This window comes from Pseudomonas sp. LB3P31 (assembly GCF_054897945.1).
In genome coordinates this window covers 3,469,649-3,483,131 of record NZ_CM142710.1, presented here as the reverse complement: position 1 = coordinate 3,483,131, position 13,483 = coordinate 3,469,649, and the positions used below count along the sequence as shown (strand labels likewise).

Below are 13,483 nucleotides of genomic sequence, written 5' to 3'. Positions count from 1 at the left end.
ACTTAGCGCCGCCACACCAGCTCCAGTCGCCCGAGTGCCATCTTGATAGCTGCCTCGGGCACGGCGGCGAAACCCAGGACCAGCCCGGCGCGCTGGTCCATCGGCGTTAGCGAGTCCGCTAGCCAGTAGCTGCTCAACCCATTGATCTCGACATCGACGCTGGCGGCTTGCTCGATCAGTTCGGCCTCTCGCGCCTGTGAATCTACCGCCACCGTCAGATGCAACCCAGCGGCGACGCTCGGCAGACTGCCTATACCTGGAATGCCCTGTGGCCAACCCGCCAGCAGGGTATTACGACGGCTCAACGCAGCCCGCCGCATGCGACGGATATGCCGCTGGAAATGCCCGGCGGCCATGAACTCGGCCATCACCGCCTGGGTGCTGACCTCGGAATGGCGTACGTCCACTGCCCGACGCTGGGAAAACGCCTGCACCAGCGCCGGTGGTAGCACCAGGTAACCCAGGCGTAGCGCCGGAAAGGCGACTTTGCCGAAGGTGCCGACGTACAAGACCCGTCCTTGGCGATCCAGGGCCGCCAGCGGCGCCAGGGGAGCGCCGCTGTAGCGGTACTCGCCATCGTAGTCGTCCTCAACGATCCAGCCTTGTGCGCGCTCAGCCCAGGCCAGCAATTCCAGGCGCCGCGCCAGGCTCATCACTACTCCGGTGGGGTATTGATGCGAAGGCGTCACGTACGCCAGTCGGCAGTCGTCGAGCCCTGCCAGCTGAGTGCAGTCGATTCCCTCGCTGTCCACCGCCACCCCGTGCAATCGCGCACCCGCCACGGCGAACGCATGCCCCGCCGCCCGGTACCCCGGATTTTCCAGCGCGACCCCGTCGCCGGGCTCCACCAGCAGCTGTGCACAAAGGCTAATTCCCTGCTGTGCGCCACTGGTGATCACTATTTGCTCAGCTGCGCACTGCATGCCGCGAGAACTGCGCAAATACGCTGCGATCATTCCGCGCAGTCGCGCATCGCCGGCCGGATCGCCATAACACAACTGCTGTAAATCAGGTTTGCGCCAGAAAGCCGCATTCAGCTTGGCCCAGACCTCGAAAGGAAACAGATCAAAGGCGGGTACACCTACTCGAAATGCTCGAGGCGGGCCGCTGGGCGGAGTGGCCAAATGATTGTTTTGTAACCGGGCAAGCGCGCCATTGTGGATAACTTTACTGGATGAAATCACAGGTAAATCCAGCCAATTTGTGGATAAGGCTGTGGGTAACCCTGTTGAAAACCCTGTGGATACTTTTGTGGATAGTTTTTCTACCAGTTCGCTCGTTTGGGGCAATTGCGCGACATAAGTCCCGTCCCCTACCCGTCCCTCGATAAAGCCCTCTGCGTAAAGCTGGTCATAGGCGCGCACCACGCTGTTGCGGGATATCGCCAGCGCTGCGGCAAGATCGCGACTTGCCGGCAATCGAGTACCGCTGGCCAGCCGACCATCCAGTACTCGCAGCCGCAGCGCCTGATACAGCTGGCGACTGAGGCCCTGGCGTCGATCGAGTTCGATGCCAGCAGGGTTGAACGACAGCGAAAGCGGCGTTTGGCTCACGGCAATGGACCTATGAAATTGGTCATTAATGGCTCTTACAACAGACCAATAGCCTGCCTAGGATGAACGCATTCGCCAAGGAATCTTTTCATGTACAACCCCAGCAGCTTTGCCATCACAGATTTGGCCGACATGCAGCAGCAGATACATGGCACCCGCCTCGCCCTGGTGATCACCCATGGCGAGCAGGGCTTGCAAGCCAGCCACCTGCCACTGCTCCTGCGTCCAGACGAAAGTCCGAATGGCACGCTCTACGGTCACTTCGCCAAGGCCAATCCGCAGTGGAAGGAATTGCAGAATGGCGCTGAAGCCCTGGTGATTTTTGCCGGCGCCGATGCCTACATCAGCCCGGGGTTTTATCCGAGCAAAACCGAGCATGGCAAAGTAGTCCCGACCTGGAACTACGTTGCCGTGCACGCTTATGGCACCGCCGAAGTGTTCACCGATGCCGATCGACTGCTCAACCTTGTCAGCGCACTGACCGATCGTCACGAAGGCGCTCGCGAGCAACCGTGGAAAGTCACCGATGCTCCCGCCGACTACATTGACGGGATGCTCAAGGCCATCGTCGGTTTTGCTTTACCCATCCAGCGCCTGGAAGGCAAACGCAAACTCGGGCAGAACCGCAGCACCGCAGACATCGCCGGCGTGCGCGAGGGGCTCAGCGCCAGCCCCGATGCGCAAGACCAAGCCCTTGCCCACTTGATGCGTTAAGGAATCCACATGAGTCAGCTCGACATCCGTCAGGTTACCGCCCCCGATCACGCAGCCTGGCTACCCCTGTGGCAGGCCTACCTGAGCTTCTACAATACCGAACTGCCTGAGGCAGTCACCCAAAGCACCTGGCAGCGCATGCTCGATCCAGGCGAACCGACTCACGCCGCGCTGGCCTGGGCCGACGGCAAGGCGGTGGGCATGGTGCATTTCATCTACCATCGATCAAACTGGAGCATCGAAAACTCCTGCTATCTGCAGGACCTGCTGGTTGCGCCACAAACCCGCGGTACCGGGGTCGGCCGCCAGTTGATCGAATTCGTCTACGCCACCGCGAAAAACGATGGCTGCTGCAAAGTCCACTGGTTGACTCACGAAACCAATGCCACCGCGATCCAGCTCTACGAGCGAATCGCCGAACGCCCGGGTTTCATCCAATTTCGTAAAGCCCTTTAACGTTCAAGGAGAACAACATGTCGACTTCACTCGCAGACTGGAAAGGCGTCCCGGCACCCTCGGTTCAAACCATCGAAGGGCGGTTTATCCGCCTTGAAAAGCTCGATCCGGCCAGGCATGCGGATGGCTTGTTCAAAGCCCTGCAAGGTCCCGGTGCCGATCCGAAGCTGTGGGACTACCTGCCTTACGGTCCGTTCCCAGAGCGCGGCGCATTCGACGATTGGCTGAACAACCACGCGGCCCACAGCGACCCGTATTTCTTCAGTGTGATCGATCGCGCCAGCGGCGAAGTACAGGGCATTCTCAGCCTGATGTCGATCGTCCCGGCTCAGGGCCGTATCGAAATCGGCCACGTGACCTTCGGCGCACCGATGCAACGCTCACCGAAAAGCACCGAGGCGGTGTACCTGCTGGCCAGGGAATCCTTCGCTCTGGGTTACCGTCGCCTGGAGTGGAAGTGCAACAACGGCAACGCCCGCTCCAAGTACGCAGCCGAGCGGCTGGGGTTCAGCTTTGAAGGCGTGTTCCGCCAGCACATGGTAGTGAAGGGGCAGAACCGCGATACCGCCTGGTATTCGATTCTGGACTCGGAATGGCCGACACTCGGCGCCGGGTTCGAGCGGTGGCTGTCCGAGGAAAACCAGACGGCTTCGGGTCAGCTGAAAACGCTGGCGGAGTGCCGCAGCTAGGAAAAAAAGTCAAAAGATCGCGTAGGAGCCACGTAGGAGCTGCCGAGAGCAACGAGGCTGCGATCTTTTGATCTTGAACTTTCATCCAATATCCCGCCGAATCCGCACTACCCCCATCTTCATGCCAAACGGCTTGAACACAGCGTTCAGCGATTTCAGGGTCTGGTTCCCCTCCCCATGCTCGATATGCACGAGCGTACGCACGGAGATCTTGCACATCCTGGCAAATTGCGTTTGATGCAACCCCGTGACCTCCAGGCGCAGTCGACGAACTGCCTCGCCGATCTCAAGAGTGCCTTGGGCAAGTGCCTCCCGGATGCTTGCGATGAGCACTACGCGCTCGGCGACGGTCATGCTCATGTCAAATCCTGCTCAAAAGGGGTGGTACGTCTGCATTATAATGCAGTCAAACCACCGTCCTGGCGTCAATATACGCAAAAGATTGCATATCAACCTTGGTGTAACGTTCAACCTGCGGGAGCAAACCCTGCTTCGCACGACTATCCAAAAATGCCAATTGCCCAGAGAGCAGCCATAAAAAAAGGGGAGCAAATGCCCCCCCGAGGTTTAAAGCGGTGTATCGAGGCTGTTGATCAGCCTTCGATCTCGATCAAAATTTCGCCAGGGTTAACCCGGTCGCCCTTGGCCACGTGAATGGCAGTGACTTTACCGGCGATGGCGGCCTGGACTTCGGTTTCCATCTTCATCGCTTCGGTGATCAGTACGGCCTGGCCGGCTTTGACGCTGTCACCTTCCTTGACCAGCACGTCGACGATGTTGCCCGGCATGGTGGTGCTAACGTGCCCCGGCGCGGTGGCTTGCTTGCGCTTGCTGCTGCCGCCGCTGACGAACTCGTTGAGCGGCTCGAACACCACTTCTTCCGGCATCCCGTCGATGGACAGGTAGAAGTGACGCTTGCCTTCAGCCTTGACGCCGACGCCAGTGATGTCGACGCGGTAGGTTTCACCGTGTACGTCGATCACGAACTCGGTCGGCACGCCTTCGCCACCGGCGGAGGTCACGCCACCCGCTTCCGGGATCGGCAACAGCACTTCTGGAGTCAGGGTGCCCGCAGCACGTTCTTCGAGGAATTTGCGCCCGATGTCCGGGAACATGGCGTAGGTCAGCACGTCTTCTTCAGACTTGGCCACCGAGCCGATTTCGGCGCGCAGCTTGGTCATTTCCGGCTTGAGCAGGTCCGCTGGACGGACGTCGATAACTTCCTCGTTGCCGATCGCCTGACGACGCAATTTTTCGTTTACGGTGCCCGGCGCCTTGCCGTAGCCGCCTTGCAGGTAGAGCTTCACTTCGTTGGTGATGGTCTTGTAGCGCTCACCGGCCAGTACGTTGAAGAACGCCTGGGTACCAACGATTTGCGAAGTCGGGGTGACCAGCGGCGGGAAGCCGAGGTCTTCGCGAACCCGCGGGATTTCGGCCAATACTTCGGCCATGCGGTTCAGCGCGCCCTGCTCTTTCAACTGGTTGGCCAGGTTGGAAATCATCCCGCCCGGTACCTGGTTGACTTGCACACGGGTGTCGACGGCGGTGAACTCGCTTTCGAACTGATGGTACTTCTTGCGCACGGCGTAGAAGTACAGGCCAATTTCCTGCAGCAGTTCCAGGTTCAGGCCGGTGTCGTACTCGCTGCCTTTAAGGGCGGCAACCATCGACTCGGTGCCTGGGTGGCTGGTACCGGAAGCGAAGCTGGAGATGGCAGTGTCGATATGGTCGGCACCGTTCTCGATGGCTTTGAGCTGGCACATGGTGGCCAGGCCAGCGGTGTCGTGGGAGTGGATGAACACTGGCAGCGACTGCTCGGCTTTTAATGCCCGGACCAATTCGCCAGTGGCGTACGGGGTCAACAGGCCGGCCATGTCCTTGATCGCCACCGAATCGCAACCCATGGCTTCCATCTGCTTGGCCTGGGCCACGAACGCGTCGATGGTGTGCACCGGGCTGGTGGTGTAAGCGATGGTGCCCTGGGCGTGTTTGCCGGCAGCTTTTACCGCTTCGATGGCGGTGCGCAGGTTACGCACGTCGTTCATCGCATCGAAGATGCGGAACACGTCGATGCCGTTGACCGCCGCCTTGGCGACGAAGGCCTTGACCACATCGTCGCTGTAGTGGCGGTAGCCCAGCAGGTTCTGGCCGCGCAGGAGCATTTGCAGGCGAGTGTTAGGCAATGCCGCACGCAGTTGGCGCAGACGCTCCCACGGGTCTTCCTTGAGGAAGCGTACACAGGCGTCGAATGTCGCGCCGCCCCAGCACTCCAGCGACCAGTAGCCGACTTTGTCGAGCTTGTCGCAGATCGGCAGCATGTCTTCGGTGCGCATGCGGGTGGCGAGCAGCGATTGGTGGGCGTCGCGCAGGATGGTGTCGGTAACGTGGATTTTCTTGGACATTATTCTTTCCTCACAGGCCTGCGTGGGCGGCGATGGCGGCGGCGATGGCCAAGGCCAGCTCTTCGGGTTTGCGCTTGATCGAGTAGTTGGTCAGTTCAGGATGGCTTTCAACGAAGCTGGTATTGAACTGGCCACTACGGAATTCCGGGTTACGCAGGATTTCCTGATAGTACGCGGCGGTGGTCTTGACCCCTTGCAGACGCATGTCGTCGAGGGCGCGCAAGCCGCGGTCCATCGCTTCTTCCCAGGTCAGCGCCCACACCACCAGTTTCAGGCACATGGAGTCGTAAAACGGCGGGATGGTGTAGCCGGTGTAGATCGCTGTGTCGGTACGCACGCCAGGACCGCCGGGGGCGTAGTAGCGAGTGATCTTGCCGAAACTCGGCAGGAAGTTGTTCTTCGGGTCTTCGGCGTTGATCCGGAATTGCAGCGCGAAACCGCGATGCTGGATATCTTCCTGTTTCACCGAAAGCGGCAGGCCCGATGCAATGCGGATCTGCTCACGGACGATGTCGATGCCGGTGATTTCTTCGGTGATAGTGTGTTCCACCTGCACCCGGGTGTTCATCTCCATGAAGTACACCTCGCCCTCGGCGAGCAGGAACTCCACGGTCCCGGCATTCTCGTAACCCACGGCCTTGGCGGCACGCACCGACAGGTCGCCGATGTAGGCGCGCTGTTCCGGGGTCAGTTGCGGGCTCGGGGCAATCTCGATGAGCTTCTGGTTGCGACGCTGGATCGAGCAGTCGCGCTCGAACAGGTGCACGACATTGCCGAAACTGTCGCCGAGAATCTGCGCTTCGATGTGCTTTGGATTGACGATGCACTTTTCCAGGAACACTTCTGCGGAACCGAATGCCTTGGTGGCTTCGGAGATCACTCGCGGGAATGCCTGTTCGAGTTCTTCGCGGCTGTCGCAGCGACGGATACCACGACCACCACCACCGGAAGTCGCCTTGAGCATCACCGGATAACCGATGCGCTCGCCTTCTAATAACGCTTCGGCGATATCCGCGACGTTGCCTTCGGTCCCCGGCGTAACCGGTACCCCGGCCTTGATCATGCTGCGACGGGCTTCGGTCTTGTCGCCCATGCGGCGGATCACTTCAGCCGATGGACCGATGAATTTGATCCCGCGCTCTGCGCAGATATCTGCCAGTTCAGCATTTTCCGAGAGAAAACCGTAGCCGGGGTGCAGTGCATCGCAACCGGTTTCGACTGCCAGATTCACCAGCTTGCGCGCATTCAGGTAACCGGCCAATGGTTCGGCACCAATGCTGTGAGCCTCATCCGCACGCTTCACATGCAGGGCATGGCGGTCGGCGTCGGAATAGATCGCGACCGAGCGAATGCCCATCTCGGCGCAGGCACGTACGATTCGTACGGCAATCTCACCACGGTTGGCGATCAGGATCTTTTTTATCACTTGGAATTTCCCTTGAGCCGGTGGCACCCACAACCTGCTAGACCAGGTCGACGTGACCAAATGTTTCAATCTGGTCGCGAACCCACACTAGCGCTCACAAGGGATTAACAAAAATGAATAATTATTGGGTTAGCCATAAGTAAAGACTTATAGTCATTCTATCGGCCCGGGCTCAGAGTGAGGATAAAATGCGTAAGTCACTGATGCGTATGACATTACGGCAATTACAGATCTTCAATGAGGTCTGTGATCTACGGTCGTATAGCCGCGCAGCCGAGGAAATGTCCCTCACTCAGCCGGCGGTTAGTTTGCAGATCAGGCAGATCGAAGAGCTGATCGGGCAGCCATTATTCGATTATGTCGGCAAAAAACTCTACATGACCGAAGCGGCAGAAGCACTTCAGCGCGCCAGCCGGGACATTTTCGGGCGCCTGGAAAACCTCGACATGCAGCTCTCGGACATGCAGGGATCGCTGCAGGGGCAGCTCAAGCTGGCGGTGGAATCCAGCGCCAAGTATTTCGTGCCACACCTGTTTGCCGCGTTCAAACGCCAGCACCCGGAGGTCAATCTGCAGCTGACGGTGGTCAATCGCGGGCAAGTGATCCGTCGGCTTTCCGATAACCGCGACGACCTGGTGATCATGTCCATGGTGCCGCAGGACATGGGACTGGAATTCCTGCCCTTCCTCAACAATCCGATTGTTGCCGTGGCGCCGCCGGATCATCCGCTATGCCACATGGGCCCGCTGCGCCTGCAGGACCTGGAACCCTACACGCTGCTGCTGCGCGAACCCGGTTCCGGCACGCGCCTGGCGTGTGAAGAGTATTTCAAGGAAAAGCGCGTGCACTTCAACCAGACCCAGGAAGTCTCGTCAGCTGAAGCCCAGCGGGAATGTGTATTGGCGGGTTTGGGCGTGGCGCTGTTGACACGTCACGCCCTGAACCTGGAGCTGGCGACCGGCGGATTGATCGAGCTGCCGGTAGAGGAACTGCCGCTGTACCGCAGTTGGTGCCTGGTGCAGGCCAAGGCGAAACGCCTGTCACCGGTGGCTCACGCATTCCTTGCGTTTATCCGCAGCGAGCGAGTGCAGATCAGCGCCCTGGTTGAGCGCTTCGACGGGAAGCTGCGGGCGCTGCCTGCCAGTAGTTGAGTTGCAGATCGTCAGCAAAGCCGCTGATTTCGGCCAGCAGTTGGCGGCGCTCGCAGCGGTCTTCGATGGCGCGGCGAAACTCCATGCGGCGCTGGTCTTCCTGCTGACGACGGGTTTTGACGGCGCTGTTGCGTTCTTCGTAGGGCTGGGCCATTTCGAGTCTCCCAAGGCGATTACGGGAGTTTCAAGATAGGCGCGGGGGATGACGGTTTGGCGGCTGGGACATTACAGGGATGTGAATATTGGCGCCTTCGAGAAAGCCATCGCGAGCGCAGGCTCACTCCCACAGGATTCGTGGCGCCTACAGGATTGGCGCAACACCGATAATCAAATGTGGGAGTGAGCCTGCTCGCGATAAGGTCGGCACGACCTTCCGGCGATTGCGGCTCAGAATCAATCGTCCAGCGCCTTCACCGACTTGGGCGACAACCGCAAACTGCGCAGGCTGCGCTTCACGCTCTTGAGGTGATTGACCAGGCTCGGTCCGCGCGCCATGGCCACGCCCATCGCCAACACATCGATCACCACCAGGTGGGCAATACGCGAAGTCAGCGGTGTGTAGATTTCGGTGTCTTCATGCACATCGATCGCCAGGTTGACGGTCGACAGCTCGGCCAATGGGGTCTGGCTCGGGCACAAGGTGATCAGCGAGGCACCGCTTTCGCGCACCAGGTTCGCCGTGATCAACAGGTCCTTCGAGCGCCCGGATTGGGAAATGCAGATCGCCACATCAGTCGGTTTCAGCGTTACGGCCGACATCGCCTGCATGTGCGGGTCGGAATACGCCGCCGCCGTCAGCAGCAAGCGGAAGAATTTGTGTTGGGCATCCGCCGCCACTGCACCTGACGCGCCAAAGCCGTAGAACTCAACCCGCTGCGCCAGGGACATCAGCGTGACCGCACGCTGCAACTCAATCGGGTCGAGGCGCTCGCGCACCTCCATCAGCGTATGCAGGGTGGTGTCGAAGATTTTCAGGCTGTAGTCGGCGACGGAATCGTCTTCGTGAATCGCGAACTGGCCAAAACTCGCACCCGCCGCCAGGCTCTGCGCCAGCTTGAGTTTGAGGTCCTGGAACCCGGAACAGCCGATGGCACGGCAAAACCGCACGATGGTCGGCTCGCTGATGCCTACGCTGTGGGCCAGGTCGGCCATGGAACTGTGCATCACCGCCGCGGGGTCAAGCAGCACGTGGTCGGCGACCTTGAGCTCCGACTTGCGCAAGAGGTGGCGTGACTGGGCGATGTGTTGCAACAGATTCAAAGGTCTGGACTCTTTGTTATTGGCTGGCGCCGGGATGTAGCGCGCTTGTAGTTATACTACATGAATCGGCTTTTTGCCTGCTCAATCCGTAACCGAATCCCTCGTTTTCAGCCGTGCGCGCCGGATGTAGCAGTGTTGGCGTGTGCACTGGTGGCATAGGCAGGGTCAGCGTACTCGAGGTACTCAGTGGGTCTTAGCCGTCGGACAGAGCGTCCTGGGGCGTGGTCTCCTTGATCAGGCGGCCCAGCAGGTCGTAGGCAAAATCGAGTTTCACCGCGCTGACGCCGAGTTTTTTGCCGTTGGCGGTGGGCAGGCGTTCGATGGTGAGCAAGCGGTCTGCGTCGTCGTAGGTGTAGTCCTGCCGTGCGTCGGCGTTGAGTTTGGCCAGCAATCGACCAATCGGATCCCGCTCAAATTCGGTACTGCGTTGTGGGCGTTCGGCACGTTCGCCGTAGCCGATTTCGTTGACTCGCTCAGGTGTCCGCCCAGGTTGTAGCTGAACTGACGGGTCAGGTTGTCGATGCGCTTTTCTTCCACCAGGCGGTCTGAATTATCATAGGCAAACTGGTAGGTCGCGTTGCTTTCGTTGACCAGCGCGGTCAGGCGGATCTGGTCGTTTCTTCAAACCTTTAAAATTTACTTACCTATAACATATATCCCTTACAAATTTTTGCTATAACACTGACATTTCTTGCGCCCTTAACTCTCTTGGCAAGCTCATCCATCATAACGATTAAAACAGCGACTTCTTCGTGCGTGACTGCCTCCTCATCATAAAATTCGTCTTTTTCATAATGAATAAGATCTATATTATCAATTGCCAAAGAAACAGATTTTTCAAAATCCTCGAACTGTTCACTTGCGGAAAATTTTAGTAGATAGAGCAAGGCTATCAACAAATTTTGGGCATAAGCACCCTCCTGCTCACCATACTCTTCGGTATCAGGAATATTATTTTCCACTTCTTTCAAGTGCGAAAATGCCTTGCCCCTGCCTTCCAAGCAAGCCGCAATCCCGGTCTCAAATAGTGACGACAGTTGCTCACTGTAGACTTTATCAAAGTCCTCTATAAGTCTTTTTTGCCGATACAGATAAGCGGCTCCCAAAAAAATTTTATCTTTACCATCTAACGAAGCTATTTTACTAGCCACAACCGCAGATTCAAATATCAAACTATATTGCACGTGCCCCCCCGATGCGTTTTTTACTTTTTTTACCAGTAGCGTGAGTGTCGGTCTTAACGTTATGCTCTTTCATTAAATTTTCACAATCCAAGCAAACACCTCTTGAAGCATCTATATTAGTAGCGCCTTTCCCAGCCTTGATGATCGTTTCCTCAGCATGGCCGACACCGTTTACCACGCCAATACCCTTAGACTGAGCCCAATCCCTCTGCATCTTAGGCACAGTTTTATCACTAGATGCAACAAACAACCCCCCATCTGTGGCGATTCCGATCGCTGTAGTTTTAAACTTTTGCGCTGTTTTATCCAGCAATCCGTGTGCTTCGTTTACTAATGCTAATAGTTCTGATAGTCCCCAAGGGTCGACCCGACCGATCGGGTTCGAGACATACCCATAGAGATTACTGCCGCCTAACAAACCAATCGGATCCTGCGTTAAGAATCGCCCCAGCTCCGGATCATAGTACCGAAACGTATTGTAATGCAGCCCCGTCTCATCATCGAAATACTGCCCCTGAAACCGCAGATTCTGCTCGACCTCATTAACCTCAAGCTTCTCCATCGCCCCCCAGGCCTTATACGTCGCCTGCCAGACAATCTGCCCCTCCCGGTCAGTCATCTCCAGCGGCGTACCAATCTGGTCAGTATGGAAGTAATAAAGCGCCTGCTCCCCACCCTCATCCTGATCTACCCGCGCTAACGGTGCATAGCTCCCAGGCTCGTACAGATAAAGGTTGCTCCGCCCCGGCGTCTCTTCGCGCAGCATGCGCAGGCCTTGCCAGAGGAAATTCTTGTGCTGGGTTTTTCCGGAAACTGTTGAGGTCTTGCTAACTCGTCGACCGAGGCTGTCGTAACGATATTCGCCAGTACTCTCCAGCTTCCCCTCCAGCAACGTCTCAGCCCGAACCAGCCGATTTTCACAGTCATACTTGAACGTCTGCAGCTTGCTGATACCGCTCCATTTTTCAATCAGGTTGCCCCAGGGGTCGTAACTGTATTCCTGATCTCGCCACTGTTTGATCCGGTTGTCCTTCACGTGATCAAACTTGCTGGTGTTGAAATTCAAGCGGTTCGCCGCCGCGTCGTACCTGAACTCTTCGCTGTCCACCAACCTGCCGGTGTCACGGCTGTGCAGCTGCCCGTTGGCTTCGTATTGGTACTTGATCTCACCGCGCAGTTTGTCCAGCGTGCGGGTCAATTCGCCAGCGGGATCGTACTGGTGGCGGCGGTGGATCGGGTTGTAGGCGTGCTCGACCAACAGAGCAGGCTGGATGCCTGGGTTTTGAATCTGCGAGAGCTTTTCTGCCGGCAGGGTCGAGGCGAATTGCCAGGCTTTGCGCCCCATCGCGTCATAGCCGAAGCAACTGGTGAGTTTGCCTTGGGTACGCAGCACCTCGCGGTGCAGGTCATCGCGCTCCATGTCGCTGATTAGTTGGCCGTCGAGGTTGAGTTGGTGCAGATGGCCGCTGCCGTAGTACAGGTGATTCAGGTGCTGGCCGGTAGGCAGAGTCAGGGTGGTCAGGTTGCTGAGTGGATCGTAGTCGTAGGACAGAGCGCCTTGGGGCGTGGTTTCCTTGATCAGGCGACCCAGCAAGTCGTAGGCAAAATCGAGTTTCTCCGCGCTGACGCCGAGTTTCTTGCCGTTGGCGGTGGGCTTGCGCTCAATGGTGAGCAAGCGGTCTGCGTCGTCGTAGGTGTAGTCCTGGCGTGCGTCGGTGTTGAGTTTGGCCAGGAGGCGGCCGATGGCATCTCGCTCGAATTCGGTACTGCGTTGTGGGCGTTCGGCACGTTCCCCGTAGCCGATCTCGTTAACCCGCGTGGACCAAGCAGCATAGGAACACTACACAACGTAAAAGTTAAATCCGCCACAATAACACCAACGCCGAAGTGATATATCTCGCCAAAGCAGTACTAAGACTATTCTTTCAAAGTAATTCGCTTCGATCATGCAGTGTTTAAATAGATGCACATGGCGCCCTCACTAACCCTCTATAGAATAACTGACCCGGATCAAAATTCCAGCTTAGCATCATATATATAATCTGATAATGGCGTTAAACTAATACCTTTGAGCTCACACTCAGTGATCATTGCTGCAAGCGCATCTGAAATCACGTACTCATCCTTCAGCATCTCCGATGCAACAAAGATATCTAACGGACATATATTTTCAATTAACTGGAAGTCTGATATCACATCAAATATTAACCTACCCGAGTGATAACCATCTTCCTCCGGAGCTTTGGTAACTGGGTCGCGTCGAAACTCATACGTAGATTTTGTCAAATCTAGAATTTTGTGGACCTCTCGGCTCCGCACCAAATAGTATTTTTTTGAAGCTAGCGGAAACGCTTTGTTTTGTTGATGCAACCGAACATCTCTAATATCTACATCCCCGCAGTTACTATCAATTACTAATCGAAGCAAAAACTCAGAACAGATAAACTCGCTACCAAAATAAAAAAAATCCGAATCTACGACTCGATGCTGCGCATGAAAATCTAAAATTGTTCCGACTGACGGAAAGTTTCTGTCTGCAAAATCATTTGAATTCCAATTATACCCAACCAATTCCCCATAGATACTATTGTCGGGACAACCATCACCACCACCCTTATAACTGATTATATACATCACACCCTCCTAAA

General features: G+C 56.9%; 12 protein-coding genes and 2 pseudogenes. 4 read left to right on the top strand and 10 right to left on the bottom strand.

The genetic code is table 11. The features are described from left to right. Nucleotides 1-2: 2 nt before the first annotated feature. Complete coding sequence (pdxR, locus tag ACYZTK_RS15720; protein ID WP_462010733.1) at nucleotides 3-1,553, bottom strand: MocR-like pyridoxine biosynthesis transcription factor PdxR; 1,551 nt, start codon at nucleotides 1,551-1,553, stop codon at nucleotides 3-5. A 90-nt stretch (nucleotides 1,554-1,643) separates the two neighbouring features. Between pdxR and ACYZTK_RS15715 the strand changes: the two genes are divergently transcribed. The 3 genes from ACYZTK_RS15715 to ACYZTK_RS15705 are packed head-to-tail and all read left to right on the top strand — an operon-like array spanning nucleotide 1,644 to nucleotide 3,412. Continuing rightward, nucleotides 1,644-2,267, top strand: a complete 624-nt coding sequence (locus ACYZTK_RS15715; protein ID WP_462010732.1) for an FMN-binding negative transcriptional regulator — start codon at nucleotides 1,644-1,646, stop codon at nucleotides 2,265-2,267. 9 nt (nucleotides 2,268-2,276) lie between these two features. Continuing rightward, complete coding sequence (locus ACYZTK_RS15710; RefSeq protein ID WP_462010731.1) at nucleotides 2,277-2,723, top strand: GNAT family N-acetyltransferase; 447 nt, start codon at nucleotides 2,277-2,279, stop codon at nucleotides 2,721-2,723. Between the two features lie 17 nt (nucleotides 2,724-2,740). Then, entirely contained in the window at nucleotides 2,741-3,412 is a 672-nt protein-coding gene (locus tag ACYZTK_RS15705; protein ID WP_462010730.1) for a GNAT family N-acetyltransferase, read from the top strand. Nucleotides 3,413-3,493: 81 nt separating this feature from the next. Here ACYZTK_RS15705 and ACYZTK_RS15700 read toward each other — a convergent pair whose 3' ends face one another. From ACYZTK_RS15700 to ACYZTK_RS15690, 3 genes are all read right to left on the bottom strand, one after another. After that, nucleotides 3,494-3,772, bottom strand: a complete 279-nt coding sequence (locus ACYZTK_RS15700; RefSeq protein WP_462010729.1) for a helix-turn-helix domain-containing protein — start codon at nucleotides 3,770-3,772, stop codon at nucleotides 3,494-3,496. 233 nt (nucleotides 3,773-4,005) lie between these two features. Further along, the gene (oadA, locus tag ACYZTK_RS15695; RefSeq protein WP_462010728.1) at nucleotides 4,006-5,814 is read right to left on the bottom strand and encodes a sodium-extruding oxaloacetate decarboxylase subunit alpha; all 1,809 of its coding nucleotides are present in this window, start codon (nucleotides 5,812-5,814) and stop codon (nucleotides 4,006-4,008) included. Between the two features lie 10 nt (nucleotides 5,815-5,824). After that, nucleotides 5,825-7,240 carry an acetyl-CoA carboxylase biotin carboxylase subunit gene (locus ACYZTK_RS15690; RefSeq protein ID WP_462010727.1) on the bottom strand — a complete coding sequence of 472 codons (1,416 nt, stop codon included), beginning with the start codon at nucleotides 7,238-7,240 and terminating at the stop codon, nucleotides 5,825-5,827. Nucleotides 7,241-7,428: 188 nt separating this feature from the next. Between ACYZTK_RS15690 and ACYZTK_RS15685 the strand changes: the two genes are divergently transcribed. Continuing rightward, nucleotides 7,429-8,391, top strand: a complete 963-nt coding sequence (locus tag ACYZTK_RS15685; protein WP_462010726.1) for a LysR family transcriptional regulator — start codon at nucleotides 7,429-7,431, stop codon at nucleotides 8,389-8,391. On the opposite strand, the gene ACYZTK_RS15680 is transcribed toward ACYZTK_RS15685, so the two are convergent. The 6 genes and pseudogenes from ACYZTK_RS15680 to ACYZTK_RS15655 form a co-directional block, all read right to left on the bottom strand. Next, nucleotides 8,333-8,545, bottom strand: coding sequence for a PA3496 family putative envelope integrity protein (locus ACYZTK_RS15680; protein WP_462010725.1), 213 nt, complete (start codon nucleotides 8,543-8,545; stop codon nucleotides 8,333-8,335). The genes ACYZTK_RS15685 and ACYZTK_RS15680 overlap by 59 nt on opposite strands. A gap of 239 nt (nucleotides 8,546-8,784) precedes the next feature. After that, nucleotides 8,785-9,651 (bottom strand): transcriptional regulator HexR, encoded by an 867-nt coding sequence (hexR, locus tag ACYZTK_RS15675; RefSeq protein WP_462010724.1) that lies wholly within the window; start codon nucleotides 9,649-9,651, stop codon nucleotides 8,785-8,787. A 196-nt stretch (nucleotides 9,652-9,847) separates the two neighbouring features. After that, a pseudogene (locus tag ACYZTK_RS15670) lies at nucleotides 9,848-10,260 on the bottom strand (type IV secretion protein Rhs); the annotation flags it as partial. 35 nt (nucleotides 10,261-10,295) lie between these two features. After that, entirely contained in the window at nucleotides 10,296-10,835 is a 540-nt protein-coding gene (locus tag ACYZTK_RS15665) for a hypothetical protein (protein WP_462010723.1), read from the bottom strand. Continuing rightward, nucleotides 10,825-12,654 (bottom strand): annotated as a pseudogene (locus ACYZTK_RS15660) (RHS repeat domain-containing protein); the annotation flags it as partial. The gene ACYZTK_RS15665 and the pseudogene ACYZTK_RS15660, both read right to left, overlap by 11 nt. Before the next feature lie 191 nt (nucleotides 12,655-12,845). After that, a complete protein-coding gene (locus ACYZTK_RS15655; protein ID WP_462010722.1) occupies nucleotides 12,846-13,469 on the bottom strand; it encodes a hypothetical protein in 624 nt (207 codons plus the stop codon). Between the last annotated feature and the right edge of the window lie 14 nt (nucleotides 13,470-13,483).

Excerpts from the sequence above, each read along its gene's own strand:
- ACYZTK_RS15705 (WP_462010730.1), top strand. The coding sequence starts at position 2,741 with ATGTCGACTTCACTCGCAGACTGGAAAGGCGTCCCGGCACCCTCGGTT.
- ACYZTK_RS15710 (WP_462010731.1), top strand. The coding sequence starts at position 2,277 with ATGAGTCAGCTCGACATCCGTCAGGTTACCGCCCCCGATCACGCAGCC.
- ACYZTK_RS15700 (WP_462010729.1), bottom strand. The coding sequence starts at position 3,772 with ATGAGCATGACCGTCGCCGAGCGCGTAGTGCTCATCGCAAGCATCCGG.
- ACYZTK_RS15685 (WP_462010726.1), top strand. The coding sequence starts at position 7,429 with ATGCGTAAGTCACTGATGCGTATGACATTACGGCAATTACAGATCTTC.
- ACYZTK_RS15655 (WP_462010722.1), bottom strand. The coding sequence starts at position 13,469 with ATGTATATAATCAGTTATAAGGGTGGTGGTGATGGTTGTCCCGACAAT.
- ACYZTK_RS15680 (WP_462010725.1), bottom strand. The coding sequence starts at position 8,545 with ATGGCCCAGCCCTACGAAGAACGCAACAGCGCCGTCAAAACCCGTCGT.
- oadA (WP_462010728.1), bottom strand. The coding sequence starts at position 5,814 with ATGTCCAAGAAAATCCACGTTACCGACACCATCCTGCGCGACGCCCAC.
- ACYZTK_RS15715 (WP_462010732.1), top strand. The coding sequence starts at position 1,644 with ATGTACAACCCCAGCAGCTTTGCCATCACAGATTTGGCCGACATGCAG.